25 protein-coding genes are annotated in these 25,184 nt (G+C 70.2%); 17 read left to right on the forward strand and 8 right to left on the reverse strand.

The annotated features are described in order from the left end of the window. Positions 1–77 precede the first annotated feature (77 nt). Positions 78–929: a GH25 family lysozyme gene (locus E4V01_RS17315; protein ID WP_060771177.1), complete on the reverse strand. Its 852-nt coding sequence runs from the start codon at positions 927–929 to the stop codon at positions 78–80. A gap of 197 nt (positions 930–1,126) precedes the next feature. On the opposite strand from E4V01_RS17315, the gene E4V01_RS17320 reads away from it, so the two are divergent. After that, positions 1,127–1,579 (forward strand): DUF488 family protein, encoded by a 453-nt coding sequence (locus E4V01_RS17320; RefSeq protein ID WP_135299199.1) that lies wholly within the window; start codon positions 1,127–1,129, stop codon positions 1,577–1,579. 54 nt (positions 1,580–1,633) lie between these two features. On the opposite strand, the gene E4V01_RS17325 is transcribed toward E4V01_RS17320, so the two are convergent. Then, positions 1,634–2,869: an FAD-dependent monooxygenase gene (locus tag E4V01_RS17325; protein WP_135299200.1), complete on the reverse strand. Its 1,236-nt coding sequence runs from the start codon at positions 2,867–2,869 to the stop codon at positions 1,634–1,636. A 441-nt stretch (positions 2,870–3,310) separates the two neighbouring features. Here E4V01_RS17325 and E4V01_RS17330 point away from each other — a divergent pair, with 441 nt between their 5' ends. From E4V01_RS17330 to pncA, 4 genes are all read left to right on the forward strand, one after another. After that, positions 3,311–3,514 (forward strand): hypothetical protein, encoded by a 204-nt coding sequence (locus E4V01_RS17330; protein WP_060771180.1) that lies wholly within the window; start codon positions 3,311–3,313, stop codon positions 3,512–3,514. After that, positions 3,511–3,738 carry a hypothetical protein gene (locus tag E4V01_RS17335; RefSeq protein WP_060771181.1) on the forward strand — a complete coding sequence of 76 codons (228 nt, stop codon included), beginning with the start codon at positions 3,511–3,513 and terminating at the stop codon, positions 3,736–3,738. The genes E4V01_RS17330 and E4V01_RS17335 overlap by 4 nt, the downstream gene beginning before the upstream one ends. Positions 3,739–3,895: 157 nt before the next feature. Continuing rightward, complete coding sequence (locus E4V01_RS17340) at positions 3,896–4,867, forward strand: quinone oxidoreductase (protein WP_135299201.1); 972 nt, start codon at positions 3,896–3,898, stop codon at positions 4,865–4,867. Positions 4,868–5,052: 185 nt separating this feature from the next. Then, positions 5,053–5,679, forward strand: coding sequence for a bifunctional nicotinamidase/pyrazinamidase (gene pncA, locus E4V01_RS17345; RefSeq protein WP_060771183.1), 627 nt, complete (start codon positions 5,053–5,055; stop codon positions 5,677–5,679). Between the two features lie 102 nt (positions 5,680–5,781). On the opposite strand, the gene E4V01_RS17350 is transcribed toward pncA, so the two are convergent. The 3 genes from E4V01_RS17350 to pabB are packed head-to-tail and all read right to left on the reverse strand — an operon-like array spanning position 5,782 to position 8,655. Continuing rightward, on the reverse strand, positions 5,782–6,639 hold the full coding sequence (locus tag E4V01_RS17350) for an aminotransferase class IV (protein ID WP_135299202.1): 858 nt from the start codon (positions 6,637–6,639) through the stop codon (positions 5,782–5,784). Beyond that, the gene (locus E4V01_RS17355; protein ID WP_135299203.1) at positions 6,626–7,255 is read right to left on the reverse strand and encodes an aminodeoxychorismate/anthranilate synthase component II; all 630 of its coding nucleotides are present in this window, start codon (positions 7,253–7,255) and stop codon (positions 6,626–6,628) included. Before E4V01_RS17355 ends, E4V01_RS17350 begins: the two co-directional genes overlap by 14 nt. Further along, positions 7,252–8,655, reverse strand: coding sequence for an aminodeoxychorismate synthase component I (gene pabB / locus E4V01_RS17360; protein WP_135299204.1), 1,404 nt, complete (start codon positions 8,653–8,655; stop codon positions 7,252–7,254). The genes E4V01_RS17355 and pabB overlap by 4 nt, the downstream gene beginning before the upstream one ends. Positions 8,656–9,107: 452 nt before the next feature. Here pabB and rimO point away from each other — a divergent pair, with 452 nt between their 5' ends. The 4 genes from rimO (at position 9,108) to E4V01_RS25745 (ending at position 11,449) form a co-directional block, all read left to right on the forward strand. Further along, entirely contained in the window at positions 9,108–10,454 is a 1,347-nt protein-coding gene (gene rimO / locus E4V01_RS17365) for a 30S ribosomal protein S12 methylthiotransferase RimO (protein ID WP_135299205.1), read from the forward strand. Positions 10,455–10,550: 96 nt separating this feature from the next. Next, the gene (locus E4V01_RS17370) at positions 10,551–10,736 is read left to right on the forward strand and encodes a hypothetical protein (RefSeq protein ID WP_135299206.1); all 186 of its coding nucleotides are present in this window, start codon (positions 10,551–10,553) and stop codon (positions 10,734–10,736) included. 10 nt (positions 10,737–10,746) lie between these two features. Further along, positions 10,747–11,169 (forward strand): DoxX family protein, encoded by a 423-nt coding sequence (locus tag E4V01_RS17375; protein WP_135299207.1) that lies wholly within the window; start codon positions 10,747–10,749, stop codon positions 11,167–11,169. Positions 11,170–11,281: 112 nt separating this feature from the next. After that, the gene (locus E4V01_RS25745; RefSeq protein ID WP_245517594.1) at positions 11,282–11,449 is read left to right on the forward strand and encodes a hypothetical protein; all 168 of its coding nucleotides are present in this window, start codon (positions 11,282–11,284) and stop codon (positions 11,447–11,449) included. An 84-nt stretch (positions 11,450–11,533) separates the two neighbouring features. Here the strand turns inward: E4V01_RS25745 and mazG are convergent, their stop codons facing one another. Further along, complete coding sequence (gene mazG / locus E4V01_RS17380; protein ID WP_060771190.1) at positions 11,534–12,364, reverse strand: nucleoside triphosphate pyrophosphohydrolase; 831 nt, start codon at positions 12,362–12,364, stop codon at positions 11,534–11,536. A 756-nt stretch (positions 12,365–13,120) separates the two neighbouring features. On the opposite strand from mazG, the gene E4V01_RS17385 reads away from it, so the two are divergent. Both E4V01_RS17385 and E4V01_RS17390 read left to right on the forward strand, forming a co-directional pair. Continuing rightward, entirely contained in the window at positions 13,121–14,218 is a 1,098-nt protein-coding gene (locus E4V01_RS17385; RefSeq protein ID WP_012255098.1) for a replication protein RepA, read from the forward strand. A gap of 422 nt (positions 14,219–14,640) precedes the next feature. Beyond that, positions 14,641–15,201 carry a winged helix-turn-helix domain-containing protein gene (locus E4V01_RS17390; RefSeq protein WP_135299208.1) on the forward strand — a complete coding sequence of 187 codons (561 nt, stop codon included), beginning with the start codon at positions 14,641–14,643 and terminating at the stop codon, positions 15,199–15,201. A gap of 169 nt (positions 15,202–15,370) precedes the next feature. Here E4V01_RS17390 and E4V01_RS17395 read toward each other — a convergent pair whose 3' ends face one another. Next, positions 15,371–16,693, reverse strand: coding sequence for a patatin-like phospholipase family protein (locus E4V01_RS17395; RefSeq protein WP_135299209.1), 1,323 nt, complete (start codon positions 16,691–16,693; stop codon positions 15,371–15,373). On the opposite strand from E4V01_RS17395, the gene E4V01_RS25750 reads away from it, so the two are divergent. The 4 genes from E4V01_RS25750 (at position 16,665) to E4V01_RS17410 (ending at position 20,027) form a co-directional block, all read left to right on the forward strand. After that, positions 16,665–16,964 (forward strand): hypothetical protein, encoded by a 300-nt coding sequence (locus tag E4V01_RS25750; protein WP_193763221.1) that lies wholly within the window; start codon positions 16,665–16,667, stop codon positions 16,962–16,964. The genes E4V01_RS17395 and E4V01_RS25750 overlap by 29 nt on opposite strands. 213 nt (positions 16,965–17,177) lie before the next feature. Beyond that, on the forward strand, positions 17,178–18,227 hold the full coding sequence (locus tag E4V01_RS17400; protein ID WP_060771193.1) for a CoA ester lyase: 1,050 nt from the start codon (positions 17,178–17,180) through the stop codon (positions 18,225–18,227). 59 nt (positions 18,228–18,286) lie between these two features. Further along, positions 18,287–18,625, forward strand: coding sequence for a heat shock protein HspQ (gene hspQ, locus E4V01_RS17405; protein ID WP_060772364.1), 339 nt, complete (start codon positions 18,287–18,289; stop codon positions 18,623–18,625). A gap of 172 nt (positions 18,626–18,797) precedes the next feature. Continuing rightward, positions 18,798–20,027 (forward strand): diguanylate cyclase, encoded by a 1,230-nt coding sequence (locus tag E4V01_RS17410; protein WP_135299210.1) that lies wholly within the window; start codon positions 18,798–18,800, stop codon positions 20,025–20,027. Between the two features lie 134 nt (positions 20,028–20,161). On the opposite strand, the gene E4V01_RS17415 is transcribed toward E4V01_RS17410, so the two are convergent. After that, positions 20,162–20,344, reverse strand: a complete 183-nt coding sequence (locus E4V01_RS17415) for a hypothetical protein (protein ID WP_060771195.1) — start codon at positions 20,342–20,344, stop codon at positions 20,162–20,164. A 283-nt stretch (positions 20,345–20,627) separates the two neighbouring features. Between E4V01_RS17415 and E4V01_RS17420 the strand changes: the two genes are divergently transcribed. After that, on the forward strand, positions 20,628–21,836 hold the full coding sequence (locus E4V01_RS17420; protein ID WP_060771196.1) for an efflux RND transporter periplasmic adaptor subunit: 1,209 nt from the start codon (positions 20,628–20,630) through the stop codon (positions 21,834–21,836). Between the two features lie 10 nt (positions 21,837–21,846). Beyond that, positions 21,847–24,987, forward strand: a complete 3,141-nt coding sequence (locus E4V01_RS17425; protein WP_135299211.1) for an efflux RND transporter permease subunit — start codon at positions 21,847–21,849, stop codon at positions 24,985–24,987. Positions 24,988–25,184 lie beyond the last annotated feature (197 nt).

Here is a 25,184-nt window from a genome sequence, read left to right on the forward strand (position 1 = left end):
AACACTACGTAGAATGTGGTTACCGGGGAGCGAGAGCGGCGACCGGCAGCTCTACCCGTTTCACCCGGCTTGCCCGCCTACTTGCCGGTGCAGAGTCCCTGGCTCGACAGGCGCCGATGCTCCCGCGGGTCGCAATCGGTGGCGAGGAACGAGGCCCACTCGGTCGGGCTGCCGTAGAAGGCGTTGCGATCGACGTCGCCGCGCACGCCGGGCACGCGCCCGGTCGAGGTGAACTGCCAGAGCATCCACTTGCGGTTGGCGTAGCGCTGCTCGGGCTCGGCCGCCGTGGAGCGGACCCAGTGGGGATAGTCGGGCAGTTCGTCTTCCAGCACGTCCTTGTGGAAGGTGATGTCCGTGTAGATGATCGGCCGCTTGCCGGTATAGGCCTCCATCTCGTCCAGCATGTAGCGGATCATCGACAGCGCCTGGGCCTTGGGCAGCTTCTTCGGGCACTTGGCCGAGTGGCCGTTCCACTCCACGTCGAGCACCGGGGGCAGGGCGGTCGGGTCGTTCGGCACGTTGCGCTTGAACCACGCCATCTGGTCCTCGGCCGAGCGGCACCAGAACACGAAGTGGTAGGCGCCCCGCGGCACGCCGGCGTGGCCCGCGCCGTCCCAGTTCTCGCGGAAGCGCTCGTCGACGTGGTCGCCGCCCTCCGTCGCCTTGATGTAGGCGAACTGCGTGCCCGCGCTCTTGACCGAGGCCCAGTTGATCGGCCCCTGCCATTTCGAGATGTCGATGCCCTGAATCGGGTGGCCCTTGGCCCGCGCGACGCCGGGATGGGGCTTGGCATCGCCCTTGGTGGGGTAGAAGTCGTTCTGCGCGGCGCAGGCCGCGAGCCCGGAGAGCAGCAGCGCGGCGAGCCCGCGCTTGAGCCATCCGCGCGGAGCCGGTGCGAGCCTCGAGGAAATTTCGGTGTCCAGCGACATCGACGGCCCGCCACTTCTTGCGTGCGACTTCAATGGGTATTCGATGCCCTTGATCCGGTTAACAGAACTTTGCTGGCATTGCGGCGGAATTCCGGAAGGCGTTGCGCCGCAGGCACATACGCGCCGCCGACGCTGTCCGGCGGGCGGGCGGCCTCCATCTAAAACGTTGTCGATCCTGAATTTTCCCTGAGCCGGCGATGCGCAAGACTCTGTTCACCATCGGATACGAAGGGCTGACGCCGGAGCGCCTGCACGCGGCCCTGAAGGCGGCGGACGTGTCCCTGCTCGCCGACGTGCGGGCGGTGGCCAACTCGCGCAAGCGCGGTTTCTCGAAAGGCGCGCTGAAGGCGGGTTTGCTGGAAGCCGGACTCGGCTACACGCATTTCCGCAGCCTCGGCACACCGAAATCCGGCCGCGAGGCGGCCCGCGCCGACGATGCCGGGCTGATGCGCCGGATCTATTGCGAGGAAGTGCTCGACACCGCCGATGGCGGACTTGCCCTCGACACCCTGGCCGAACTCGCCGCGGAGCGACCGATTTGCCTGCTCTGCTTCGAGCGCGATCCGGCCGGCTGCCACCGCTGCGTTCTCGCCGAACGGCTGGCCCCGCGCGGCTTCGAGACGGTCGATCTCTACGGCGATGTCTTGTGATTTTTTGGGGACTTGGGCGCGCATCCCGCGCCCACCCCGAAACTCCAAGAAGAATCAGCGCATCAGGCTCGGCGCGCCGAGGCGCGGCTGCACCCCCTCGCGCATGACGATGCGCCGCAAGGGCGGGATCGCCCCGAGCACCACGAGGCCGAGGCCCCGCAGGGCATCGACGGGCAGGAAATCGGTCAGCAGCGAGCGGTTGAGCATGTCCACCGCCGCCCCGCGCAGGCGCGCATCGACGCCCCGGTTGCGTCCGAACCCCGCAAGCGAAGCGGGCGCGCCCGGATCGCGGTTCGCCTCGCGGGCGGAGAACACCGCATCCCGCAGCGCCGCCGCATCGCGCAGGCCGAGATTGAGCCCCTGCGCCCCGATCGGCGGGAAGACGTGGGCGGCCTCGCCGATCAGGGCAAGGCGATCGGCCACCGGCCGCTCCACCGAGAGGCCGCGCATCGGCACGAGGCCGCGCGGGCCGTCGATCCGCATGGCGCCGAGCATCGAGCGGGCCTGATGCTCCACCGCCGCGGCGAGATCCCGGTCGTCGAGCCCTGAAAGCCGCTCGGCTGCCCGCTCCGCCGTGACCCAGACGAGGCTGGAGCGGTGGCCGCCGGGGAGCGGCACCAGGGTGAAGGGTCCGTTGCGGGTGTGGAACTCGGTGGAGATGTCGCGGTGGGGCCGCTCGTGGGCGAGCAGGGTGGTGAGCGCCGCCTGCGGGTAGGACCATTCGCGGCTGCGCAAGGCAGACGCCGCCCGCAGCGGCGAGCGGCCCCCGTCGGCGCCGACGACGAGTTGCACCGCGAGGCTGCGCCCGTCCTCCAAGTCCAGCACCGCGGCGCCTTGCTCGAGGCGCATGCCGGCCGAATCCGCCTCGAACAGGGTCAGGCCCGGCGTGGTGCGGGCCTGACGCCGCAGGATCTCGACGAGGCGGGCGCTCTCGACGTTCCAGCCGAAGGCGTCGAGGCCGATCTCCGCGGCGGAGAAGCGGGCGGGCGGCGGCCGGAACAGGCTGCCGGTGTCGTCGATGATCTGAAGTTCGGCAAGCGGGCTGGCATGCGGGGCGATCTCGGCCCAGGCGCCGAGCGCCGTCAGGAAGCGCACCGAGCCGTCGAGCAAGGCCACGGTGCGCCCGTCTGCCACCGGCGTGTGACGCCCGACAAGCGCGGTCTCCACCCCGTCGCGAGCGAGCGCCAGAGCGGCGGCAAGGCCTGCCGCCCCAGCGCCCACGACCGCCACGGCGAAGCGCGGCGGCGCGGCGGAGGGGCGGGCGGGGGACGTCTGCACCGGGACCGTCACGACGGGAGACTCCTTGAAGGGCCCTCACAACGAGGATCGAAGGCCGGCTTCCTACAGAGGCGCGGCCGGCCTGGGGTCAAGTGCGGCCGAGGGTCCGAGCGGCCCCCTTGCCCGAAGCCGTAGGAGCGGCGTCGGGGCGCGAAGAGCGCCGCGCGGAGCGGGCTTTTCGGGGCGTGAGCCCCGGCAAGCGTCGAGCGGAGCGGAAGCATAGGCCCGCGGAGGCGGGTGCCGGCGAACGAGGCCCTCAGGAAACCAGGGGTATCGCCTTCAAGCGATGGCCTGGGGATCCGGGAGCGGTCGGACATTCAAGCGTGGCTCGATCGAATTGAAATGAAACCAATTCTTGCGCCCGGCATTGCCAACTTATGTTGAGAGAACTGCGCGCTCTCGCCGCATGCTCTCCAAGACCGAACCATCATTGACGTCCGAGGGGGGCGTACCATGAAGCCATTCATCACCTCGCAGCCGGAATCCGAGCGGACACGGCTCGACTCGTCCTTCGATCCCGTGCTGTCGGGCGTTGCGCGCGGGCTCGCGCGGCTGTTTCCGCCCATCGAGAATGTCCGGCCGCCGCGCAGCGGGAGCAACATCCCCTCCACCTCCGGGACAGACGGCACGGCCGGCGGGCGGCGCGGCCACGTATGATGAGGCCCGACCTGGTCGTGCAGCACATCGCGGCGATGACCACGGCGAGCACCAATCTGCTGCGCCAGATGGAGGATGAGGGCCTGCGCTATCGGGTCATCGTGCGCCCGGAGGATACCGCCACCCTGCACGTCCATGTGCGCGAACTGACCCCCGACCTCACGGAGCGCATCGAGCGCTGCCTCGCGGGCATGGGCATGCAGGTCGCGGTCCGGGAGGAGTGACGGGCGAACCCGCCCGCTCGGCCGGTGCCCGCTTGGCTGTGCCCAATTGGCCGGTGTCCTTCGGGCATAAGCCGCCTGGAACCCCTTGGAGCACTTGTCTGGCTCCACCGGGCCGATATCTCGACCGTAGTTCGAGACGGGAACGCGGGAGAACGCGATGAAAGCGATCCGGGTACACGCCTATGGTGGGCCGGAGGCAATGGTCTACGAGGACGTGCCTTCGCCCGAACCGGGGCCGGGCCAGATCCGCGTCCGCCAGACCGCCGTCGGCGTCAACTTCATCGACATCTACTTCCGCTCCGGCGCCTACAAGGCGCCCTCGCTCCCCTTCACCCTCGGCAAGGAGGGGGCGGGCGTGGTCGATGCCCTCGGCGAGGGCGCCACTGATTTCCGCGTCGGCGAGCGCGTCGCTTATGCCGGCGCCACCGGCACCTATGCCGAGGAAGTGACCGTGGACACGAAGGGCGTCGTCCACGTGCCGGATTCGATTTCCGACGAGACCGCCGCGGCGATGATGCTCAAAGGCCTCACCGCGCAATACCTGCTGCGCCGGACCTACCGGGTGCAGCCCGGTGACACGATCCTGTTCCACGCCGCCGCCGGCGGCGTCGGGCTCATCGCCACGCAATGGGCCAAGCATCTCGGCGCCACCGTGATCGGCACCGTCGGCTCGACCGAGAAGGCGGAACTGGCGCGTGCGCACGGCTGCGACCACGTCATCCTCTATCGCGACGAGGATTTCGCGGCCCGGGTAAAGGAGATCACCGGGGGCAAGGGCGTACCGGTGGTCTATGACGGCGTCGGCAAGGCGACCTTCCCCGCCTCGCTCGACTGCCTCTCCCCCTTCGGCATCTTCGCGAGCTTCGGGTCGTCCTCGGGGGCGATCGAGGCCTTCGATATCGGTATCCTCGCCGCCAAGGGCTCGCTCTACGCCACCCGCCCGACGCTCTTCACCCACATCGCCACCCGCGAAAGCCTCGACGCCAACGCGGCCGAGCTGTTCGAGGTGGTCGCGAGCGGCGCGGTGAAGATCCCGATCCACGCCCGCGCCAAGCTCGCCGACGCGGCGCAGGTCCACCGCGACCTCGCCGGGCGGCAGACGACCGGGACGACGGTGATGACGCCGTGATCCTATCATCCTAGACGAAGGGATTCCGGGCTCTGCCCGGACCCGCCGAGGGATCGTGAGCATTTTCGAGCGAAGTGGTTGCCGGTTCGCGTGAAGAAAATGCGATCAACCTGGAGAAGGCGATCTTCGCCCGTGATCTCCGGTCACGGGCGAAGATCGTCCCTCGGAACCCCCGGACTATCCCCATGATGCTCACAAGCACCGACGTTCTGCTCGTCATCGACGTGCAGAACGATTTTCTGCCCGGCGGGGCGCTCGCGGTACCCGACGGCGACGCCGTCATCGCCCCGATCAACCGGCTGGCCGCGTGCATTCCCCACGTCATCCTCACCCAGGATTGGCACCCGCCCGCCCACGCCTCCTTCCACGGGAGCCATCCGGGCAAGGCCCCCTTCGACACCGCGGCCCTGCACTACGGTGAACAGGTGCTCTGGCCCGAGCACTGCGTGCAGGGCACGCACGGCGCCGAGCTGGCCGCGGGCCTGAGGGCAGGGCGGGCCGAGCTGGTGATCCGCAAGGGCACTCACCCCGGCATCGACAGCTACTCGGCCTTCATGGAAGCCGACCGGCGGACCCGCACCGGGCTTGCCGGCTACCTCGCCGAGCGCGGCCTGACCCGCCTGTTCCTCGCCGGCCTCGCCACCGATTTCTGCGTGCTCTGGAGCGCGCTGGATGCCCGCGCCGCCGGGTTCGAGGCCTTCGTGATCGAGGATGCCGTGCGCGGCATCGACCTCGACGGCTCGCTGGCGCGCGCCTGGACGGCGATGGAAGGGGCAGGAGTCGGGCGCATCGTGAGCACGGCGCTCGGCTGACAGCTTTTATTCCACCCGCGTCCTCATCCTGAGGTGCCCGCGCCAGCGGGCCTCGAAGGATGAGGGGCGCGCCTGGACGACCGTGGCTTCAGGGACGAGGACTCACGGATCGAGCGCGTCCGCCTCGACGCCGCACTCCGCCGCCACGGTTTCCCGCAAAGCCGCGCAGAGTCTGCGAACCGTCCCGTGCCCGGCGCTGTCATAGGCCCGCGCGCCGAGGGCCGTCACGGGCGCGAGCAGGCGCAGCGAGTTGGTGATGAACAGCGCCTCCGCCGCCGCCAGCTCGGAGGGCAGGAGCGGGCGCTCCTCGACCGTGATGCCGACACTCGGCGCGAGGTTCGAAAGAAGCTCGGCCCGAACGATGCCCGGCAGGACGCCATCCTCCAGCGGCGGCGTGACGAGCGTTCCTCCGAAAACCGCAAAGACATTGCCGGTGCCGGCGCAGGCGACGCGGCCCCGCGTGTTCAGGAACAGAGCCTCGTCGAAGCCTTGCGCCTGCGCCGCGCGGGCGGCGAGGACCGCATCGAGATAGCCGAGGGTCTTGAGGCGCGCGGCCGGCGAGGTCTCGTTGCGGGCGATCTCCGTGAGCGCGAGCCGCAAGGGCGCGAAGAACAGGGCGGCACGGGCCGGGGCGGCGCTGCCGAACAGGAACGGGTTCGGCTCGGGCGGGGGCGCCAGCCCGCGCGGACCGGGGCCGCGGGTCAACGTGGTGCGGATCGCGGCGAGCGGCGCGGTGCCGGCCAGCGCGCGCATCGCTTCGACGATCTGTGCCCGCGCGATCGCGAAGCCGAGCGTCTCCGCGGCGGCGGCGAGGCGATCAACATGGGCGGCCTCGAAGGCGACCTGCCCCTGAATCGCGAGGGCGGTGTCGAACACGCCGTCGCCGAGCAGCAGGCCACGGTCCCCCATGGCGAAGGGGAGGGTGCCGCCCTCGACCAGCCGCCCGTTAGACCACAGCATCGGCGAGCCTGTCCGTCCGCTCCGACGCGTCCGCCTCCCGCCACGCGCGGGCCCCCTTCAGGAAGTTGGAAAACAGCGCGTGGCCGTTCTCGGTCAGCACCGATTCCGGGTGAAACTGGATGCCCCAGGTCGGGTGGCTGCGGTGCGACAGCGCCATCACCTCGCCCTCCTCGGAGGCGGCATCGACCGTGAGGTGGCGCTGCATCTCCGGCGTCGGCGCCACGATCAGCGAGTGGTAACGCCCGACCTGCATCGGCTGCGGCAGCCCTTCGAACAACCGCTCGCCCCCGTGCCGGATCGGCGTGGCGTGGCCGTGGAGCGGGCAGCCTGCCCGCTCGACCCGGCCGCCGAAGGCCGCGCCGATCGCCTGATGCCCGAGACAGACGCCGAGGATCGGTACCTCGCCGGACAGTTCGCGGATGGCCGGCAGGCTCACGCCGGCCTCCGCCGGGGTGCAGGGGCCGGGCGAGATTACCACCGCCTCCGGATTCCGCGCGCGGATGCCGGCGACATCGAGCGCGTCGTTGCGCACGACCTCGACGGTCTCGCCCAACTCCTCGAAGTAGCGCACCACGTTGAAGACGAAGGAATCGTAGTTGTCGACGACGAGGATCATGGCGCCTCCTCCTCGAAGGCCGCGAAGACGCGGGCCGCCTTGGTCAGCGTCTCCTCGTATTCGGGACCGGGCTCGGAGAGCAGCGTCACGCCCCCGCCTGCCTGGAGCACGGCCTGTCCCTCCGCCATGAACACGGTGCGGATCGCGATCGAGGTATCGAGCGATCCGTCGAAGCCGAGCGCGCCGATCGCCCCGCAATAGAGCTCGCGCGCGTCCGTCTCGATCTCGGTGATGATGTCCATGGCCCTGAGCTTCGGCGCGCCGGTGATCGAGCCCCCGGGAAAGGTTTTCTGGATGAGGTCGAGGGCATCCGAACCCTCGCGGAGCGTGCCCGTCACCACCGAGACGAGATGGTGGATGCCGGCATAGGATTCCAGCCCGCACAGGGTCGGCACCCGCACACTGCCCGGCTCGCACACCCGCGACAGGTCGTTGCGCAGCAGGTCCACGATCATGATGTTCTCGGCCCGCTCCTTCGGATTGGCCTGGAGGGCGGCGGCGATCGCGGCATCGCGGGCGGGATCGGGATCACGGGCCACGGTGCCCTTGATCGGCCGTGTCTCGACCGCCCGCCCCTCCAACTTGAGGAAGCGCTCGGGCGAAGAGGAGGCGACGGTGAGCCCGTCGAAATCGAGATAGGCGCCGAAGGTGGCCGGGTTGGTCTCGCGAAGCCGCCGGTAGAAGGCGAACGGGTCGAAGCCGGGCGGCAGGTCGGCGGCGAAACGCTGGGCGATGTTGGCCTGATAGATGTCGCCGGCGCGGATGTAGTCGCGAACCTTTTCGACAGCACGCTCATAGCTTTGCCGTGAGAAATTCGAGCGCCATGTGAGCCGGGCGCCGGTCCATTCCGGCAGCGGCTCGGACGGCGCGGCGAGCCAATCGGCGAAGGCGTCGAGCCGCGCCTGGGCCCGGGCCTCGCGGGCCGGTCCGTCGGCCTCGGGAAAGCCGGTGGCGATCAGCAGGCAGGTGCCGCGGCCGTGATCGACCGCGAGCAGGGTGTCGTAGAGGTTGAAGGCACTATCGTCGGTGAGCCCCGCCCGGCGGGCCGGGGCCGCGACCCGCTCCAGGCTCGCGCCGAGATCGTAGGCGAAGTAGCCGATCGCCGCCCCGGGAAAGGCGGGCAGGTCGGGGCGCGGCGCAAGGCGGTAGGGCGCGAGGCAGGCGCGCAAGGCCGCGATGGGCGAGCCGGGCACCGCGCGCCCGTCCAGGGTCGCACGGCCGTCGCGATAGCGGAACCGCGCGAACGGGTCGGCGGCCAGCACCGAGACGCGGCCGAGCGTATCGTGCCGCATGGCGCTGTCGAGGAAGGCGAGGCCGGGCAGCCGGGCGAGCCGCGCCGCGGCCGCGACCGGGTCGATGAAGGGAATCTCGCGGGTCCAGACCATGGGCTCGACCGTCATGCCTCGTGCGGCGCTCACTGGGATTTACCCAAGGGCGCGCGGCGCCCTCCCGTCAATCGCTCCCGCGTTCCGGCCTCGCGGGCGGGGTATGCGCTAGCGCCGCGCGCAGAGCTGATTCAGTTTCTCAGCAGGACATTCCAAGGCACTGCTTCAAAATGATTATCCTTGAAAAGGCGAGATGACAGCGCCGCGACCATTCCCGTGCAGGCCGTGACGCTGGATCGCTCCGGCTGACGCGGCGCAACGATGGTTCGGGCCACCAACGTCGTGATCGTGAGCGCCGGCGAAGCGATCCGGGCCCCGCGACGATGGCCAGCCTCGCGGTGCGGCAAAACGGGAAGCGACCGGCCACGCTCGCAACAGCGCCCCAATGCCGTTATATCGGCGCATCCACCGCTCTCGATGCAGGACGCGCGGGCCTCCGTTCCGGAGGGCCGCCCCAACGGGCCGTCATGACCGCAACCGCCTCTCCCTCGGACACCAAGGGCGCCGCCGCGCCGCGGATCTCCTTCGTGTCGCTGGGCTGCCCCAAGGCGCTCGTCGATTCCGAGCGCATCCTCACCCATCTGCGCGCCGAGGGCTACGAGCTGTCGCGCCGCCATGACGGGGCGGATGTCGTCATCGTCAACACCTGCGGCTTCCTCGATTCGGCCAAGGCCGAGTCGCTCGCCGCGATCGGCGAGGCCATGGCCGAGAACGGCCGGGTGATCGTGACCGGCTGCATGGGCGCGCAGCCCGAGGAGATCCGCGAGAAGTACCCGAACCTGCTCGCCGTCACCGGCCCCCAGGCCTACGAGTCGGTCGTCGCCGCGGTGCACGAGGCAGTGCCGCCCGCCCACGATCCGTTCCTCGACCTGATCCCGCCGCAGGGGGTCAAGCTCACCCCGCGCCACTACGCCTATCTGAAGATTTCCGAGGGCTGCAACAACCGCTGCACCTTCTGCATCATCCCGAGCCTGCGCGGCGACCTCGTCAGCCGCCCGGCGGGCGACGTGCTGCGCGAGGCGGAAAAGCTCGTCAAAGCCGGCGTGAAGGAACTGCTGGTCGTCTCACAGGACACCTCCGCCTACGGCATCGACACGCGCTACGCGTCGAGCCCGTGGCGGGACCGGGAGGTACGCGCCCGGTTCTACGATCTCGCCAAGGAACTCGGTGAGCTCGGGGCCTGGGTGCGGCTGCACTACGTCTACCCCTACCCGCATGTCGACGAGGTCATCCCGCTGATGGCCGAGGGCAAGATCCTTCCCTATCTCGACATGCCGCTCCAGCACGCCAGCCCCTCGGTGCTCAAGCGGATGCGCCGGCCGGGCAACCAGGAGAAGCAGCTGGAGCGCATCCGGCGCTGGCGCGAGATCTGCCCGGATCTCGCCATCCGCTCGACCTTCATCGTCGGCTTCCCCGGCGAGACCGATGCCGAGTTCGAGGAATTGCTCGACTGGATTCGCGAGGCGCGGCTCGAGCGCGTCGGCTGCTTCGAGTACGAGCCGGTCCGCGGCGCCACCGCCAACGATCTCGGCCTGCTGGTGCCGCCGGAGGTGAAGGCCGAGCGCAAGCGCCGCTTCATGGAGGCGCAGAGCCACGTCTCGCTGCGCTTGCAGCGGGCGAAGGTGGGCAAGCGCCTGTCGGTCATCATCGACGAGGCGGGCCCGACCGGCGCGCGAGGCCGCTCCAAGGCCGACGCGCCGGAGATCGACGGCAGCGTCCACGTCAGCTCGCGCCGTCCGGTGCGGCCCGGCGACATCGTCACCGTGAAGATCGAGCGGGCCGACGCCTACGATCTGCACGGCATCGCGGTGTAGGGCCGGGCAGCGGAGGATCGGCGAGGTCGAGACGCGAACCGCCCCGCGCGCCGCACGTTGCCCCGTCACGATTCCACGGGGATAACGAGGCTCAGCATGGCGGACGAACAGCGCGACCAGAGCAACGAGGCCGCGGTCTCGCCCAAGGACCCGGCGACGGGCAAGCTGAAGTCGCAGGCCGGCCCGATGGAGCGGGCCGGCACCGAGGCCGAGGAGGCCGCGCGCGGCAACGCTTCCGCCGGGGCGGACAAGCCGGACTCCGAGGGCGCCAAGTCCACCTGACAGACCTGAGATGCGCGACGACCGCCGCTGGCTGCGCCTCAGTCTGAGCGGCCTCTACGGCTTCATCGGCGTCGTCCACCTCACCGCCACCGAGCGCTTCCTGCCGATCATGCCGGACTGGGTGCCCGCGCCCCGCCTCGTGGTGATCGGCACCGGCCTGTGCGAGATCGCGGGTGCGCTGGCGCTGTTCGTGCCGGGGCTGCGGCGGATCGCCGGCATCATGCTGGCGCTCTACGCGGTCTGCGTGTTCCCGGCCAACATCAAGCAGGCGGTCGAGGGCATCGCCGTGCCGCCGATCCCCGACACGTGGTGGTATCACGGCCCCCGCCTCGCGCTTCAGCCGGTGATGGTGTGGTGGGCCCTCTACGCCGTCCGCGCCGTCGATTGGCCGTTCGCGGCACGAAGAACGGGCGATACCGGAGTATCTCGTTAAGATTAATTCGGGCGAGCAAAAGGCTTTTCGCTGAGGAAAACGGCGCCGAAAGCGTATCCGAGCGGTCTCAACCGGTGGTCTTCGGCTCGTGACCCTGTCTAGGCTCGCTGTCATGCCGAAGAGCCGCGATTCGAACCGAACGAACCGCCCGCAAGACGGCGCCGCACCGCCGGAGCAGGCGGCGGTCGAACGCGCCCTGGAGCAGATCGTGGAGCGCCTGAAGCCGAAGGCGCCGGACCCGAAGCCCGCGAAGAAGGGCGGCCCGCGCAGGAAGGGCTGAGCCCTGCGAAACGGCTTCGCCGTCTTCAGGGCACCGCCCTGAAAACCCGCCAAAGGGCCTCAGGCCCTTTGGAATCCCCGAACCTCATGTCTTCTCGTCGCGCTTCACGGCTTGCCAGGCCGCTTCCATGGCGGGGAGGGCGGTGCCCTCCAGGGCCTGGCCCTCGGCGGCGAGCCGCGCGGCCATGGCGGTGAAGCGGCGCTCGAACTTGAGCGTGCCGCGCCGCAGCGCTTCCTCCGGATCGACGCCCGCGTGACGGGCGAGATTGGCGACCGAGAACAACAGGTCGCCGATCTCCTCGAACACCGCCGCCGGATCGCCCGCCCCCAGGCTCTCCTCGACCTCGTCGGTCTCCTCGCGCACCTTGGCCAGCACCTGGGCCGCGTCCGGCCAGTCGAAGCCGACACCGGCCGCGCGCTTCGAGATCCGGTCGGCCCGGGCGAGGGCGGGGAGGGCGCGGGAGACCCCGGCCAACGGTCCCGCCGCCTCTGTTTTGCCCGCCGCCGCCTTCTGCGCGCGCTCCCGCGCCTTGATCGTCTCCCAGGCCGCCTTGATCGCGGCCGGGTCGGTCGGGCGCCGCTCGGGCGGCAGGAAGTCTCCGGACGCATCGAAGACGTGCGGGTGACGCCGGATCAGCTTGGCGCAGATCGCCTCGGCGACGTCGTCGAAGCGGAAGGCGCCCTCCTCCTCGGCGATCCGCGCCTGGAACACGACCTGGAGCAGGAGGTCGCCGAGTTCGTCGCGCAGGTCGGCCCGGTCGCCGCGCTCGACCGCGTCGGCGACCTCGTAGGCCTCCTCGATCGTGTAGGGGACGATGCTGGCATAGCTCTGCTGCACGTCCCAGGCGCAGCCCCGTTCCGGATCGCGCAACCGCGCCATCAGCGCCAGCAGCCTGTCGATCGGCGCCTCGTCCATCGCTCTTCCGCCCCATCCCGCAGTGGTCGCCCGGCCTCGGCCAAGCCACCGCTCATAGACCGTCCGCCGCTGCCGCGCAGCGCCGCTTCGCGCGCCTTCGATCGGAGAGAGACGGGGCAAAGCCTGTGCAAAATTCCGTGTATTCTTTTTGAAAAGAAGAGAAAAAGCCCTCGTTCGGTTTGGCGAACGCAGCGCAACCCTCCCTAGGAAAGCTATCTGTTAAGGATTCTCAGGGAGTCAGTTCAGCAGGTTATAGGGGAGGCGGAAAAGCCGTGATCCTCCCGTGGTTTGAGTCCCCTTCTCGCATGGAACTCTGCGCAAGACCGCATCGAACTCTGCGCGCCCTCGCATCGGATTCTGCGCGAGGGACGGGGCCTGTCGCATCGGATTCTGCGTGGGCCCGTACCGGATTCAGCGTGCAAAACCGGTTTGGCCGGGGAAGAGCGGGGACAAGTCCGGAGGCGGGGGCGTATTGAACTCTGCGCAGGCGGATTCAGGCCGGCGGCCGGGCGTATGGAACTCTGCGTGCCTGGAATCGGCCCCTCTCCCGACCGCGGACGACGCACCTGTGCAGGACTCGGCCGTCCAAGCGTGGATTCCCGGGAAAACTCCGAAAGGCCACGGGACTCTGCGGAGCCGAATCGTGACAGATCGGTTGCGGCCCTAAGGGTGCTTCCGACGATTCCGTTCGGAGCCTGGGGCTCGGATGAAGGCGAACACGACGTGATACGCAGCGGGAGGCCTTGAGGGCAGGCGATGTCGGGGCTTGAGGCCAAGATCGCCGCGATCCGCGACCCGGATCTGCAGGCGGAGCTGGAGGCGGCGCGGGGCGGGTTCCTGTTCGCGCCGATCGTCGAGCACCTGCTGTTCCGCCAGCGCGAGCGCGACGCTGCCCGGGCCCAGGAGGGGGCGCAGGCCGAGGCCCGCGAGGCCATGGGCCGCGACCGCCGCCGCCGCGATGCCGTGCGCGAGGTGATCGAGAGCGAGCCCACCGGCCCGGAAAACCTCCAGCATCTCCACTCGGTGCTGGCGCTCTGCGGCCTGCCCTACCGCGATCCCGGCGACGCCCGCGACTTCGTGCGGGAATACGGCCGCAACTCGCTCAGCCTCTCGGCGGGGCGCCTCAAGAACCCGATCACCGGCGAGATGGAGCTGCAGGGCCTGCCCTACGGCCCCAAGGCCCGCCTCGTGCTGCTGCACCTCTGCACCGAGGCGGTGCGCCAGAGGAGCCCGACCATCGAGGTCGCCGACAGCCTCTCGGGCTTCATGAAGGCCATGGGGTTCGCCGTCACCGGGGGCGAGCGCGGCACCATCGGCGCCTTCAAGGAACAGCTCAACCGGCTCGCCGCCTGCTCGATGCAGCTCGGCCTGTGGGACGGGGAGGGGCAGGCCTCGACCCTGAACGTACCCCCCTTCCGCCAGCTCGAACTATGGCGGCGCGGCGATGACGGCCTCGTCTGGCAGCGCACCGTCTCGTTCCATCAGGATTTCTACGACAGCCTGATCCGGCACGCCCTGCCGGTCGATATCCGCGCGGCGCGGGCCTTCTCCGGCTCGGCGCGCAAGCTCGATCTGCTGTTCTGGACCGGCTACCGCCTGCGCGCCCTGCAGCGCCCCCTGCGGCTGACCTGGGACAACCTGCACCGCCAGTTCGGCGCCGAGAACGCCAGCCTGCGCAGCTTCCGCCAAGCCTTCAAGGCGGATCTCGCCGGCCTGCTCGAGGTGTTTCCGCGGCTGCGGATCGACCTCGACGAGGGCGGCATGCTGCTCCACCCGGCCGATCCCGGCAGCCTGCTGGTGCCCCCCAAAGCCGCCCGCACCGCGCGCGCGGCGGCCTCTGCGGCCCGCGCCTGACGGAAATCTTTTCGGGGTTTCGGCCTTCAGAATATTCCATGAGCCTGCCCTGGTGGTTTCGGTTAGTAAGGAATATTCCATTCTTCCAATAAAGGAAGTCTTCGGCCCCAGCGGAGGGAACGGTTCATTCCCTCTTCGGGGCCGTATGATCCGCCTGTTCCGACACGCTGAAGGCCCCTCTGGCCGAGGTGCTGCGATCGCCGCCTCGAAAGCACGCCGCGACGCGTCTTTCCGTAGAGGGCTGTTCCGGCCGGCTTTGAGGTCGCGCGTTCGCTCGGCGCTTCGGCACGCGCCTTTCATTCCATCTTCCGATCAGGGAACACGCTTGATGGAAGGAAAAGAACTCGCCTTCCCTTCCATTCCATGACATCTTCCATTCCGAAAAATTCCCCCATTGGGAATGAGCGGTGAGGAACGCCAGCATGGTCCTGTCGGAAGCCGAGGCTCTGGCGCGGCTGGAGGCGCTGCGTCGGCAGCGCGACGCGATCGAGCGCCAGATCGCCGATCTCCTCCTCTACCTCGATCTCGGCCGACGCCTCGGCGGCCCGGCTGCGCCCGCTCAGCCCTCGCCGGACGCGGATGGACGAGCGGACGCCCCCATCCCCGTTCCGGAACCCACGCCGCAACCGGCTCGGGCGCCGGCCGCCGCCCCGCCGGCTCCGCCCTCCGCAGCGCCCGACAGACCTCCGGCGCCGGCCTTCGCCGTGCCGGTCGAGGGGGAGGTCGGCCTGTCGGAGACGGTGCTCGCCCGCCGCTACGGCCGGGCGGTGATCGAGGCGGTGCTCGCCGTCCTGGAGGAGGCGGGCCGCCCGATGCATGCGAGCGAGATTCTGGCGCGGATCACCGAGCAGGGTTTTTCCCTGCCGGGTCAGGACCCGGTGGCGGCGCTCAACACCCGGCTCTGGAAGCGTTCAGGCCCCGGCGGTCCGCTGAAGCGCCTGGGCGAGGCCGTCTACGCCCCGGCCGATGCGGAAGAGGGATAGAGCATCATCCCGAAAGGTGGTTGCCGGCTTTCGGAAAAGGACGATGCGCTAGCCGCACGCCCTGGAAACACGAAGAGGGGCCCCGCGCGAAAGCCGCCTCTGAACCGTGTCAATTGTCGTCTGCGGGAGCGACCGCCCCATCCGGAGAGCGCCGCCGATCCGCGCCGTCTCAGCGCGAGACCAGGACGGAGCCGGTCGATTCCGTCACCGCGCGCTGGTTCAGGTCCAGATCCGGCCCAAGGTCCGGCCGAAGATCCAGCCCCTTGGCCGTGGCGGGCGGATGGGCCTGAGCGAAGGCGCTGCCATCGCGGGCCAGGGCCTCGCCATGGGCGAACAGCGCCTTCATGTAGGGCTGGTCGAACGGCTTCTCCGAGGTCTTGGCGAAGCGCCCGTCGATGAGAGCGATCCGGAGATCCAGGCCGGTGCGCGCGGCATAGCCCTTGGTGAGCGCGAGCGCCGCGCGGGTCTGCGCCTTGATCGCCGCCGACATGGTGCGGCCGAGCACCGAGAGCGTGGTGCGCGAGGCCATCTGGAATTCCGGTTCGAGCCGGTTGTTGACGACGAGGTAGACCCGGTTCGTCGGCAGGCGCAGCCGCGCCTCCCCCTCCAGGGCGGCGGCCGGCGCGAGATAAAACGGGGCCATCGCCCCGCCGTCGTCGTGCAGCTCCGCGAAGGGCTTGGCTTTGGCTCCGTCTTTGGCCTCGACGGGGATCGCCACCGGCGGGAAGACGCCGGGCACCGCCGTCGAGGCGAGCACGATCGAGCGGAACAGGGCCAGCGCCCGCGGATCACCGGTCTCGGCGTTGCGCTGGGCGATCGCGCCCATGTCCCACAGCACCGGCCGCTCGCTGTCCACCTGCGTCGTGGCGATCAGCAGGCGGCGGCCCTTGGCGTGCTCGGCCGCCACCGCCTTGAGCAGGGCCGGCGTCACCGCGCGCCCGATCCGCTCCTTGAGCGGCCAGGTGTCGGTCAGCGAATCCGGCGTGCCGCCGAACTCGAACACGTCGGCGGCCGAGATCTCGGTATAGTTCTCGCGAAGGGCCGCATCGGCCCGGTCGCCGAGCGTCGGCGCCGCGAAGGCGAAGGGGGCGATCAGCGCGCCGGTCGAGACGCCGGTGACGACGCCGAAATCGGGGCGGTCGCCGCGTTCCGACCAGCCCGCCAGCAGGCCGGCGGCGAAGGCGCCGTTCTCGCCGCCGCCGGAGAGCACCAGCCAGGGATCGGAGGCGCGGGGCGCCCCGTCGATCAGGGCCTGGAACGCACGCGTGTCGTCGCCCGCGATCCGCACCGAGGCCGGCAGGCCCTCGGGCTGCGCGGTCGCGGCCTGGGCGGCGGTGTAGTCCGGCCGCGCGTCGGCGGACTTCTTCGCCGCCGGCCCGGCCATTGCCCCCTGCGACAGCGCGAGCGCGAGCAGCACGCCGGCCAAGGCCCCGCCCCTGCGCGGGCCGGACGGAAAAGTCTGCATGATCGGTTCGTTGAACAGTTTTGGCATCGACGTACGTCTCCCGACGATGTTCGACAGCCCGCCTCGGCCGGAAAACACGGGGCGCGGCGGTCCGTTCCGTCCCGACTGCGCGGCGCCGAATGCTTCGCCGGGCAAGCTTTGCCGTTTCGCTTATCCCGCGCTCACCCTTGCCGCCTGTCCTGGCATCCGGTCGCAAGAGGCGAAAGCGAGAAAGACCTTGATGAAGACTTATAAGATCCTGGGAAGTGTCGGACGATTTGGTTCGCCGCGCAATCTTCGTTCTCGGATACTCCACTGACGGATAGGCCATGGGCCGGTGCGGGAGCGGGGCCGTGCCGTGCGCGGGCGCACGATCCGCCGGATCGGGGATCGCGCGTCCTCCAAGGACGATCACAGGGCCGAGGGGAGGACCACGGTCGGCTTTACGCCGGGGGGCGCCGTGCTCTAACGCCAAGGGCATAAGCGGAGGGCCGACGCCACGGCCCTTCACGAAGCCGGAGACCGAGAGCCGATGAAACTGCCGCGCCGCTTCTTCCAGCCGCTCGCCGCGGGTGCGCCCGAGCCGTTCCGCGAACTGCCGATCAAGCTCGAGCGGATGATCCACTTCGTGCCGCCGCACAACGAGAAGGTCCGCGCCCGCGTGCCCGAACTCGCCAAGACGGTCGACGTGGTGCTCGGCAACCTGGAGGATGCGGTCCCCGCCGACCAGAAGGAGGCGGCGCGCAAGGGCTTCGTCGAGATGGCCAAGGCCACCGACTTCGCCGCCAGCGGCACCGGCCTGTGGACCCGCATCAATGCCCTGAACTCCCCCTGGATCCTCGACGACCTGTTCACCCTCGTCGCCGAGGTCGGCGCGAAGCTCGACGTGGTGATGGTGCCCAAGGTCGAGGGTCCCTGGGACATCCACTACATCGACCAGCTGCTGGCCCAGCTCGAGGCGCGCCACGGGGTGACGAAGCCGATCCTCGTCCACGCCATCCTCGAGACGGCGGAGGGCGTTGCCAACGTCGACGCCATCGCCTGCGCCTCGCCGCGCATGCACGGCATGAGCCTCGGGCCCGCCGACCTCGCGGCGTCCCGCGGCATGAAGACCACCCGCGTCGGCGGCGGCCACCCGGATTACCGCGTCCTGTCCGATCCCAAGGGCGAAGAAGTCCGCGCCTCGGCCCAGCAGGATCTCTGGCACTACACCATCGCGCGGATGGTCGATGCCTGCATGGCCAACGGCATCAAGGCGTTCTACGGCCCGTTCGGCGACTTCTCCGATTCGGCCGCCTGCGAGGTGCAGTTCCGCAACGCCTTCCTGATGGGCTGCGCCGGCGCCTGGACCCTGCATCCGAGCCAGGTGGCCCTGGCCAAGACCGTGTTCGCCCCCGATCCGGCCGAGGTGAACTTCGCCTCCCGTATCGTCGCGGCGATGCCCGACGGCACCGGCGCGGTGATGATCGACGGCAAGATGCAGGACGACGCCACCTGGAAGCAGGCCAAGGTCATCGTCGATCTCGCCCGGCTCGTGGCCGAGAAGGACCCGGACCTCGCCAAGGTCTACAATCTGCCCTGATCGTCGCGGATGGTGGCCTTGCGTTGGAACGGAAGGGCCGCGAGGCCTATCTATCGGTCATGACCCAGACCAGCATGAGAACCGCCAAATTCGGCCTCGGGGCGGTGGTCCGGCACCGGATCTACCCGTTCCGGGGCGTGGTCTTCGACGTGGACCCGGAATTCGCCAACACCGAGGAATGGTGGCTCGCCATTCCCGAGGACGTCCGGCCGCGCAAGGACCAGCCCTTCTACCATCTGCTCGCCGAGAACGCGGACAGCGAGTACGTCGCCTACGTCTCGGAGCAGAACCTCGTGCCCGACACGTCCGGCGAGGCCCTGCGCCATGCCGGCATCAGTGAAGTGTTCGAGCGCAGCGCCGACGGCGTCTACCGCATGCGGATCGGCCAGGCGAACTGATCGGCCCCGAAAGGTAACATTCGGCTCTCGGCAAAAGACGGCGTAAAAACAACAGCCTAGCATCGTCCGGAACGGTGTGGCGGGCCGAAACGGCAAGCCGCGGAACGCTTTGTTCAACGGCTGCTGCTATCAAGGCGCGTCACGTCAATCGTTGCGCGGGTTCGAAATAGCCATGGATGTGGTCACCATGCTGGTCATGAGCCTCGCCGCGGCGGCCGCCGCTGCGGGCTTCCTGGCCGTCGAGTGGCGGATCCTGCGCAACCCCGCACTGCTGCTGTGGAGTGCGGGCTTCGCCACCATCGTCCTCGGCTGCTCGCTCTCGCCCGTCCGCGCCGCCTCCTTCCTCGTCGGGGTCTGGTTCGCCAACGGCTTGCTCGTCGTCGCCCACCTCCTGTTCCTCTTCGGCACGGCCCGCTTCACCGGGCGCCGGATCGCACGGCTCTGGTGGGGCCTGCTGCTGGCCTGGGCCGGGCTCCTGCTCCTGCCGGCGGGGATCGACCCGACGCCGGCCTTCGCGATGACCAATTCCGGCCTCGTCGCCCTCGCCGCCCTGCGGGCTGCCCATCTCCTGCTGTCGCGGGCCGGCACGCCCTTCCCGGAGCGCACCGCCGCCTCCGACGCGCTCGGCGCCGTTTTCCTCGCCCACGGCACCTTCTACGCCGCCAAGGCGCTGCTCGTGCCCGTGCCGGGCGCCTTCGTCAGCCTCGTCGGCTTCAAGGGCGTGCTGATCCAAGTCTCGCTGTTCGAGGGCATTCTCGTCGAGATGCTGCTCGCGCTGCTGATGGCCGCCGCGGTGCGCCGCCGCCGGGAGGAGGCGATGACGGCGCTCGCCGAGCGCGATCCCCTCACGGGCGCTTTCAACCGCCGCGCCTTCGAGAGCCGCGCCGCGGAAGCATTGCGGGGCATGGCCGCCGGGCGCCGATCCGGCGCCCTGCTGCTGCTCGACGTGGACCGGTTCAAGACCGTCAACGACAGCTTCGGCCACGCCGTCGGCGACCGCATCCTCGTGGCGCTCACCGGCGTGCTGGAGGCCTGCCTGCCGCGCCACGCGATCCTGGCACGGCTCGGCGGGGACGAGTTCGTGATCCTGGTGCCGGGTCTCGACGCGGCGGCGGTTTCCACTCTCGGCGCGGCGATCCGTGCCCGCATGGCCCGCGAGAGCGGCCGGGGCCTGCCCACCGGCGCCACGGTCAGCCTCGGCGCCGCCCTGTTCACCGGCGGCCCGGCCGGACTCGATACCCTGATGGCGCTCGCCGACACGGCGCTCTACGAGGCCAAGGCCCATGGCCGCGACCGGCTGCAGGCCCGACGCGCGGAGCCGCCTGCGGAGCGGGTCCCGGATCGATCCGGACCGGGGGCGGCGAAGGCGCAGGTGTCCGCGCAAGGCGGCTGCTGCGCCTGAGACGGGTTCCACCTGTGCGACGTCCGCACAGCCCGAAGCGATCAACCGGAGCCCGTGAGAGCGGTGTGACGTCCGAATCGAAAGGGGCGCCCGCATGGCGGACGCCCCTGGTGGAGGATGATGCCGGACGGATCTCAGGAGATCAGGTCGAGCCTGGCGGTCTCGAAGCCCGCCGCCCGCACGCTGTCGGGGAGAGCGGAGGAATCGGAATAGCCGGCCTCGCGGGCCATGGCGTCGAGGGCGGTACGTTCGTCCTCGGCACTCCCGGTCCAGAGAATCGCGCCGCTCGTCTTCTGCCGGATCTGGAAGATGCTCATCGTGAAACCGTCCGTCGTCAGGAATCTCTTGACGGGATAACCCGGCGCGGCCGACCCTGGTTGCACACGAACGGTCCGACGAAACCTTGAGCGAAGCGAGGAGGCGTCCGCCGCGTCTCGGGAACGACTGATCTCGGGGACAGACCGCCGCTCTCATCCGCCTGCGGCATCTCGCACAGGCTTCGACCGGGGAGGAGTTTGCGACCCCATCCGCCACGAAATCGCCGGTTGCGGCGGACAAGCAGGCTGCGGCGCATCGGCGCGCCCCATGAGACGATTCGCGATGCCGGCCCCTTTGCCCTTCCGTCCCGCTGCGGCGTGCCTCGCCGCCTTCCTCGTCGCGGCCCCGCCGGCCCGCGCCGCCGAGGCGCCGCCCGCGGCCGGGGTGCCCGATCCCGCCACGCTCCTGCCTGCGGTGAGCGTGGTCCCGGCCGAGCGCCGGGAGATCGTCGAGCGGGCGGTGGTGACCGGGACGCTGGTGCCCCGCGACGAGATCCTCGTCGCCCCCGAGGTCGAGGGCCTGCGCATCGTCGCGCTGCTCGTGGAGGAGGGCGACCGGGTCGAGCGCGGTGCGGTGCTGGCACGGCTCTCATTGGAGATGATCGAGACGCAGGAGGCCGCCAACCTCGCGGCCACCGCGAAGGCGGAGGCCGCCATCCTCCAGGCGAAGAGCCAGATCGTCCAGGTGCAGGCCGCCCAGACCGAGGCGCGCCAAGCCCTGGAACGGGCGCAGGCGCTGGTGCGGACCGGCAACGCCACCGCCGTCACCCTGGAGCAGCGGGTCTCGGCGGCGCAGGGCGCCGACGGCCGACTCGAGGCGGCGCGGGCCGGGCTGGCTCTCGCCGAGGCGGATCTGGCCGCGGCGCGGGCGCAGGGACGCGAGATCGGCCTGCGCCGGGCCCGCACCGAGATCCGCGCGCCGGAGGCGGGCCTCGTCAGCCGCCGCACCGCGCGGGTCGGCGCCACCGCGAGCGCGGCCGGCGAGCCGCTGTTCCGCCTGATCGCCCGCGGCGAGATCGAGCTGGAGGGCGAGGTGCCGGAATCCGCCCTGCCGCGGCTCCGGGCCGGCGCCCCGGCGCGGCTCGAATGGGAGGACGGGCGCGTGACGCCCGGCGCCGTGCGGCGGGTCTATCCCGAGGTCGACCGGGCGACGCGCCTCGGCCGGGTCCGCATCCGCCTGGACGCCGACCCGGCGCTGCATATCGGTGCCTTCGCCCGCGGCCGGGTCGAGGTCGCCCGGCGCGAGGGCGTGGCGGTGCCGCTCGCCGCCGTGCTCTACGCCGCCGACGGCTCGGCGAGCGTTCTCGCGGTCGCGGACGGCCGCGTCTCCGCCCGCCGGGTCGAGACCGGCCTCTCGGCCGAAGGCTTCACGGAACTGCGCTCCGGCATCGCCGCCGGGGAGGCGGTGGTCGCCCGCGCCGGCTCGTTCCTGCGCGACGGCGACCGGGTCCGGCCCGTCCCGCCGACGGCCCGGGCGGCCGCGGCCCGCTGAGGATCATACGATGCGCCTCAACGTCTCGGCCTGGGCGATCCGCAAGCCGATCCCCTCGCTCGTCCTGTTCCTCGTGCTGATGGTGCTCGGCCTCGTCAGCTTCCGGTCCCTGCCGATCACCCGGTTTCCCAACATCGACATCCCGATCGTCTCGGTGACGGTCACGCAGAGCGGGGCCGCCCCCTCCGAGCTGCAGACCCAGGTCACGAAGTGGGTCGAGGATTCGGTGGCCGGGGTGAAGGGGGTCAAGCACATCCTCTCGACCATCTCGGAGGGCGCCTCGATCACCACGATCGAGTTCCGCCTGGAGGTGAACCAGGACCGCGCCGTCAACGACGTGAAGGACGCGATCTCGAAGATCCGCATCAACCTGCCGCGCACCATCGACGAGCCGATCATCAGCCGCGTCGAGATCGCCGGCCTGCCGATCATGATCTACGGCGCGTCCGCTCCGGCGATGACGCCCGAAGACCTGTCGTGGTTCGTCGACGACGTGGTGGCGCGCCAGCTCCAGGGGGTGAAGGGGGTGGGCGGCGTCGAGCGCCTCGGCGGCGTCGCCCGCGAGATCCGCGTGACCCTCAAGCCCGACCGCCTGCTCGCGCTCGGCATCACCGCGGCCGACGTCAACCGGCAATTGCGCCTCACCTCCGCCGACATGGCGGGCGGGCGCGGGGAGTTGGCGGGCGGCGAGCAGTCGATCCGCACGCTCGGCGCCTCGGCGAGCCTCGAGACGCTGGGGGCGACCTCCATCGTCGTGCCCGGCGGGCGCAAGGTGCGCCTCGACGAACTGGCGAGCCTGATGGACGCGGCCGAGGAGCCGCGCACCTTCGCCCGGTTCAACGGCGAGCCGGTGGTGGGCTTTGCCATCTCCCGGGCGATGGGGGCGAGCGACGCCGAGGTCGCGGTCGCCGTGGCGGCCCGCATCGAGGCGCTGCACGCCGAGAATCCGGGGGTCCGCTTCGACCTGATCGACACCAGCGTCGTCAACACCATCGGCAACTACCACTCGGCGATGATGGGCCTGCTGGAAGGCGCCGCCCTCGCCGTGATCGTGGTGTTCCTGTTCCTGAGGGATTGGCGCGCCACCCTGATCGCGGCGGTGGCGCTGCCGCTCTCGGTGCTGCCCACCTTCTGGGTGATGAGCGCGCTCGGCTTCTCGCTGAATGCCGTGAGCCTGCTCGCCATCACCCTGGTGACCGGCATCCTCGTCGACGACGCCATCGTCGAGATCGAGAACATCGTCCGCCACATGCGGATGGGTAAAACCGCCTACCGCGCGGCGCTCGAGGCCGCCGACGAGATCGGGCTCGCGGTCATCGCGATCACCGCGACCATCATCGCGATCTTCGCCCCCGTCTCCTTCATGCCCGGCATCGCCGGCCAGTACTTCAAGCAGTTCGGGCTCACCATCGCGGCGGCTGTGTTCGTGTCGCTGCTCGTCGCCCGCCTGATCACGCCGCTGCTCGCCGCCTACTTCCTGCGCGACCACGGCCCGGACCACGAGCGCGAGGGTTTGGTGATGCGCGCCTATACCCGCCTCGTGGCGTGGTCGGTGCGGCACAAATACCTGACGCTGGTGCTCGGTCTCGCCTGCTTTGCCGGCTCGATCGCCTCGACCCGGCTGCTGCCCGCGGGCTTCATCCCGGCGGAGGATGCGGCGCGCACGATGTTCGTGGTCGAACTGCCCCCCGGGGCACGGCTCGACGACACGCAGCGCCTCTCCGACGGCCTCGTCGAGACCCTCCGCCAGATGCCCGAAATCCGCTCCGTCTTCGTCGATGGCGGGCGCCAGTTGCCGGGCAAGAAGGAGGTGCGGCTGGCGAGCCTCACCGTGAACCTCACCCCGAAGAGCGACCGCGCCCTGACCCAGAAGCAGGTCGATCTCAAGATCTCAAGCGTCCTGCGGCAGGTGCCCGACATCCGTTTCTGGTCGCTGCAGGAGGGCGGCCAGCGGGAATTCGCGCTGATCGTCTCGGGGCCCGACAAGACCGTGGTGGCGGATGTCGCCGCCCGCCTCCAGCGCGAGGCCATGGGCGTGCCCCACCTCGTCAACCTGATCTCGACCGCCCCTCTCGACCGCACCGAGATCCGCATCACCCCGAAAGCGGGGGTCGCCGCCGATCTCGGCGTCTCGACCGACGTCATCGCCGAGACGGTGCGGGTGGGCACCATCGGCGACATCGCGGCCAACCTCGCCAAGTTCAACGCCCGGGACCGGCAGATCCCGATCCGGGTGATGCTGCCCGAGCGCCTGCGCGGGCAATTGCCCGAGATCGCCAGCCTGAAGGTGCCGGTGAAGGCGGGTGCGGCGGTGCCGCTCGCCACCGTGGCCGACCTGACGCTGGGGCGCGGCCCGACCGCCATCGACCGCTACGACCGCACCGTGCGCGTCGCCGTCGAGGGCGATCTCCAGGGCTCGGACGCGCTCGGTTCGATCATCGAACAGGTGATGGCCCTGCCCGCCGCCACGAACCTCCCCGAGGGCGTCACCATCCGCCAGACCGGCGACGCCGAGGTGATGGGCGAGGTGTTCGAGGGCTTCGCGCTGGCCATGGGCGCCGGGCTGATGATGGTGTTCGGCGTCCTCGTGCTGCTGTTCGGCAACTTCCTCCAGCCGCTCACCATCCTGTTCTCGCTGCCGCTCTCCATCGGCGGGGCGATCCTCGGCCTCCTCGTCTTCCACATGCCGATCTCGATGCCGGTGGTGATCGGCATCCTGATGCTGATGGGCGTGGTGACGAAGAACGCGATCATGCTGGTCGATTTCGCCATCGAGGAGATGGCCCGCGGCGTGGATCGCGTCACCGCCATCGTCGATGCCGGCCGCAAGCGGGCGCGCCCCATCGTGATGACCACCATCGCCATGGCCGCCGGCATGGTGCCGTCGGCACTCGCGCTCGGGATCGGCGGCGAGTTTCGCGCGCCGATGGCGGTGGCGGTGATCGGCGGGCTGATCGTCTCGACCGGCTTGTCGCTCGTCTTCGTGCCGGCGATCTTCCTGCTCGTCGACGACCTGTCGCGGTTGTTCGTGCGCCTGTTCGGCCGCTTCGTCGGCGGGGCGGACGAGCCTGATGAAGAAGACGATGCGTATCGTCCGGGTCCGCCCGCCAACGCCGCCGGTCTCGGCCGCCGAGGGGTGGCCGCCGAGTGATCCGGTATCCGCACGACGGACGTGATCATCGAGGATGCCGAATTCGCGCGGCCGAGGCGTCTCTCACGAAACCTCCGCCACCCGCCGCCTCCGGAAGGACAGCGGGCCCGAGACCGGGGAGCACGCCGAGAACCTGCGAAACCTTAACTGTCTCTCACAGAACTCCCGCCGCGCTGTCATCGCCAGAACGAGAACGG

Origin of the sequence: Methylorubrum sp. Q1, from assembly GCF_004683995.1 — a bacterium.
Taxonomy (GTDB): domain Bacteria; phylum Pseudomonadota; class Alphaproteobacteria; order Rhizobiales; family Beijerinckiaceae; genus Methylobacterium.